At 61.0% G+C, this 3790-nt stretch carries 7 protein-coding genes and 1 pseudogene; 3 read left to right on the top strand and 5 right to left on the bottom strand.

The annotated features are described in order from the left end of the window. From EOA36_RS30235 to EOA36_RS30215, 5 genes are all read right to left on the bottom strand, one after another. The coding region (locus tag EOA36_RS30235) for an SAM-dependent methyltransferase (protein WP_189553435.1) at positions 1-397 on the bottom strand (397 nt) is incomplete at its 3' end. Then, positions 394-1254 carry a prolipoprotein diacylglyceryl transferase gene (gene lgt / locus EOA36_RS30230; protein WP_127280609.1) on the bottom strand — a complete coding sequence of 287 codons (861 nt, stop codon included), beginning with the start codon at positions 1252-1254 and terminating at the stop codon, positions 394-396. The genes lgt and EOA36_RS30235, both read right to left, overlap by 4 nt. 126 nt (positions 1255-1380) lie before the next feature. Continuing rightward, a complete protein-coding gene (locus tag EOA36_RS30225) occupies positions 1381-1623 on the bottom strand; it encodes a BrnA antitoxin family protein (RefSeq protein ID WP_127280608.1) in 243 nt (80 codons plus the stop codon). A 130-nt stretch (positions 1624-1753) separates the two neighbouring features. Continuing rightward, positions 1754-2056 (bottom strand): type II toxin-antitoxin system RelE/ParE family toxin, encoded by a 303-nt coding sequence (locus tag EOA36_RS30220; RefSeq protein WP_210212434.1) that lies wholly within the window; start codon positions 2054-2056, stop codon positions 1754-1756. Continuing rightward, positions 2053-2310, bottom strand: a complete 258-nt coding sequence (locus EOA36_RS30215) for a type II toxin-antitoxin system ParD family antitoxin (RefSeq protein WP_127280607.1) — start codon at positions 2308-2310, stop codon at positions 2053-2055. Before EOA36_RS30215 ends, EOA36_RS30220 begins: the two co-directional genes overlap by 4 nt. Positions 2311-2470: 160 nt before the next feature. Between EOA36_RS30215 and EOA36_RS30210 the strand changes: the two genes are divergently transcribed. The 3 genes and pseudogenes from EOA36_RS30210 to EOA36_RS30200 form a co-directional block, all read left to right on the top strand. After that, the gene (locus EOA36_RS30210; RefSeq protein WP_127280606.1) at positions 2471-2773 is read left to right on the top strand and encodes an accessory factor UbiK family protein; all 303 of its coding nucleotides are present in this window, start codon (positions 2471-2473) and stop codon (positions 2771-2773) included. A gap of 318 nt (positions 2774-3091) precedes the next feature. Beyond that, a complete protein-coding gene (locus tag EOA36_RS30205; protein WP_127280605.1) occupies positions 3092-3592 on the top strand; it encodes a YbjN domain-containing protein in 501 nt (166 codons plus the stop codon). Positions 3593-3608: 16 nt separating this feature from the next. Next, positions 3609-3790 (top strand): annotated as a pseudogene (locus EOA36_RS30200) (tRNA-binding protein); the annotation flags it as partial.

Raw genomic sequence — 3790 nt, 5'->3', positions numbered from 1 at the left:
GTGTCTCGCCGAGCGTCTGTTTCTGGACTTCCGTCAGGCGCGGGCTGGTCTCGACCATGGCGAAGGCGGCGCCATCGGCCAAGGCCGGATCGAGCCGCGACAAGGTGCGCAGCATGTCCTTCATCAGCGTGCCGCGGCCGGGGCCGATCTCGGCGATGGTGACCGGCATCGGCCGGCCGATTGCTGTCCAGGCCTGGTAAAGCCAGACGGCGACGAGCTCGCCGAACATCTGGCTGATCTCCGGCGCGGTGATGAAGTCGCCGGCCGCGCCGAACGGTTCGCGGGTCGTGTAGTAACCGTCGCGCGGATCGAACAGGCACAGCGCCATGTATTGGTTGACGGGCATCGGGCCCACCGCCTCGATCAGGTCGACGATGCGGGATTTCAGTCGCGTCATGTCACCTGCGGCTGTGCTTGGGTCACCGGCTTGGCTGTCGCCATCGCCCAAATGCCGGCCAGCACCATCGGCGTCGACAGGATCATGCCCATGGTCAGCCAGTTGGTGGCGAGGAGATAGCCGAGCTGCTGGTCGGGTTCGCGGAAGAACTCGACAAAGATGCGCGACAGGCCGTAGCCGCAGATGAAGGCGCCGCCGACAAAGCGCGGCGTCTTCAGCTTGAGACGCGAATGGGTGAGGATGCGCAGCACGACAAACAGCACCAGACCTTCGAGCAGGGCCTCGTAGAGCTGGCTCGGATGGCGGGTGAACGGACCGCCATTGGGGAATTCGATCGCCCAGGGCACATCGGTGGGCCGCCCCCAGAGTTCGGAGTTGATGAAGTTGGCGACACGCACGAGGCCGAGGCCGACCGGCACGCCGGCTGCCACGACATCGAACAGCGACCATGTGCGGATGCCGCGCTTCATGGAAAACAGCGTCATGGCGAGGATGACGCCGAGCAGGCCGCCATGGAAGGACATGCCGCCTTGCCAGACGGCGAAGATATCGAGCGGATGGGCGATATAGCGCGCCAGGTCATAGAACAGGACATAGCCGGTGCGGCCGCCCAGAACCACGCCGATGGCCGCCCAGACGATGAAATCGTCGAGATCCTCCGGCTTCATCGGCAGGACGCCGTCGGGCCAGAGTTTCGGATTTGCCGCGAGCCGCTTGGCATACCACCAGGCAAACAGGATGCCGACGATGTAACCGATGCCGTACCAGTGCACCGCCAGCGGCCCGATCTGGACGAGGATCGGGTTGATGTTCGGGAAAGGCAGCGACGCCAGCGGCAGCAGGAAATATTCGTTCAACGGGGAGCTCTCGGTTGCGATCGGCGCGGACCATGCGGCAGGGTTTTGGCAGGGTCAAGGCAAGGTCACGGCCGTCCATGGTCCGTGAACAGGATCGCTCCCAGCTCCGTCGCCGGGTGGGCGTGCTCAACCCCTGGGCTTGGCGGACACCAGTTCACGCAAGGCGTCGTTGATCCTATCCTGCCAGCCGGGACCATCTTCCTGGAAATGATCGAGCACGGCCCGGTCGATCCTGATCGAGACAAGCTCGCGGACATTGGGAGCGGTGGAAGGTTCGCGAGGCGGGGCCGCGGCCGGCTTCTTGACCGGCTTGAAGACAGCTTCGGCGGCTTCCATCGCATTTGTCGGTCGGCGCGGGGGCGTTGCCATTGGGTGACCCTGATTGGAAGCGACTCATGCTCGATGCAGGTCGTGAGAAAAACAGCACACTACGCGAATTGACGCCATGCCGTACAGAAGGAGCCGTTCGAAAGCCGGTCCATGCTCGGGTATCGATCCGTCAGTTATCCGGGAACGGAATTGCTCTAAGGTCCATTGAGCCGTGCAGGATGTGCAATATCTCAACGGTTTCTACGCCAACGCGATAGAAAATCAGATAGTTGCCGTGAGGACGCCGCCGAATGCCGGAAGATCGATGGTGTTCAAAGAGTGGATATCGCTCCGGCATGGTGCGCAATTCCATACAATCGTGGCGCAATTCCTGCACGAATGTCACGGCATGAAATGGGTTGTCCATCGCGATATAATCGCCAATGGCTTCAAGGTCCGCCTCCGCCTGATCGGTTAAGACCAGCCGCTTCACTTTTTGGCTGCCATTGCCTTGTACTTGGCCTCCAAGCGGTCAAACACTTCGTCAACCGCCTTTACGCGCCCAGCATCAGCGTCTGAAAGGCCTTTGGAGAGAGCCGCATCGAGAGCCGCAAGGCGTTTCTCGCGCTCTTCGACGAGGCGAACACCTTCGCGCAGCACTTCGCTCTTCGAGTTGTAGCGCCCTGTGTTGACAAGCTGGTTGACGATGTCTTCGAGCCGGGTGCCCAAATCCGCGCTAATGGCCATGGTGGTGCTCCTGCATATTCCCTCCAAAACAATAATAGTTATTGGCGCGACTTACCAGTCGTTTGGGAGGTTGGCGCCGACGTGATGCCGCACCGGCCTCAACGTTCTTGCATTCGGCGCGCAGCACCACTAACTCAAATCAAGCAAGCGAGGATTTGCCATGTCGACCGGACCGAACCGCATTCTCGATGAATTCGCCAAGCTGATGACCGATGCCGCCGGTGCCGCTCAAGGTGTGCGGCGCGAGGTGGAGACGGCCTTCAAGGGCCAGGCGGAGCGCATCCTCAACTCCATGGATGTCGTGCAGCGCGAGGAGTTCGAGGCCGCGCGCGAGATGGCCGCCAAGGCGAGAGAAGAGAACGGCAGGCTTGCCGAGCGCATCGAGGCGCTCGAGGCCAGGATCGCCGAACTGACCGGTCAGGCCACACCTGCGGCTCCGGCGAAGCCCAAGCCGAAAAAATAATTCGTTAAACTTTTCCACAAAGCACCAGCCTGAAAATCGCTTTGCCGTGAATCGCTTACCGGCATTGCGTGACTCTTTGTGACAGGCACCTTTCCACATGCGAATGACGCAGTGCGAAAAATTGGGCTGTTCACGCGACTCCCGATCAATAGACTGAATTTGTTGCATGATTCGGAGCAGGGTCATGCCGCCGGGCGGTGGGGTCCGGTCTGGGGTCTTTGCGTTGAGAAGTCCCGGCCGTCCGAGTTCTAGACAAGATTGTTCGTCGTGTGTGCCCCGCGGAGCGTGTGGCGCTCCCCTGAACACAGGAAGCATTCCATGGACCTTCTCGAACTCGAATTTTCCCGCGAAATCCATCCCGTGGATGTGATCGAGCAGGTGGCCCACAACAATGACTGGTCCTTCGAACGGGCCGGCGACGACGAAATCTCGATCTCGGTTGCCGGCAGCTGGACCGACTATCACGTCTCCTTCTCGTGGATGGAAGATTTCGAGGCGCTGCATCTGGCCTGCGCCTTCGACATCAAGGTGCCGGAAACCCGCACGCTGGAAGTGATGCGTTTGTTGTCGCTGATCAACGAACAGATGCTGTTCGGCCATTTCGACCTCTGGGAGCAGGAGGGCGCCATCATGTTCCGCCAGTCGCTGCTGCTCGCCGGCGGGGTGGAACCCTCGAGCCAGCAGGTCGAGGTGCTTTTGTCCTCGGCGCTGGAAGCCTGCGAATGCTACTTCCAGGCTTTCCAGTTCGTCGTCTGGTCGGGAACCTCGGCCAAGGACGCGCTCGCCGGCGTGCTGTTCGAGACCTTCGGCAACGCCTGAGCAAGACGCGTTCGAGATGAGTTCAAGCAACGAGCGCAAGCCCGAAATCAGTTTCGCCGATTTCGATCGTGTCGACATCCGTGCCGGCACGATCATCGAGGCCGTACCGTTTCCGGAGGCGCGCAAGCCTGCCTTCAAGCTGAAGATCGATTTCGGCGCCGCCATCGGCGTCAAGAAGTCGTCGGCGCAGATCACCAA

It is taken from the genome of Mesorhizobium sp. M8A.F.Ca.ET.021.01.1.1 (assembly GCF_003998025.1).
Lineage (GTDB): Bacteria > Pseudomonadota > Alphaproteobacteria > Rhizobiales > Rhizobiaceae > Mesorhizobium.
Note: the sequence above shows the minus strand (reverse complement) of the source record. Positions and strands in the feature narration are given on the sequence as shown.

What these genes read in the sequence shown, in the direction of transcription:
- EOA36_RS30215 (WP_127280607.1), bottom strand. Translation starts at nt 2,310, where the DNA reads ATGGCCATTAGCGCGGATTTGGGCACCCGGCTCGAAGACATCGTCAAC.
- EOA36_RS30205 (WP_127280605.1), top strand. Translation starts at nt 3,092, where the DNA reads ATGGACCTTCTCGAACTCGAATTTTCCCGCGAAATCCATCCCGTGGAT.
- EOA36_RS30225 (WP_127280608.1), bottom strand. Translation starts at nt 1,623, where the DNA reads ATGGCAACGCCCCCGCGCCGACCGACAAATGCGATGGAAGCCGCCGAA.
- EOA36_RS30210 (WP_127280606.1), top strand. Translation starts at nt 2,471, where the DNA reads ATGTCGACCGGACCGAACCGCATTCTCGATGAATTCGCCAAGCTGATG.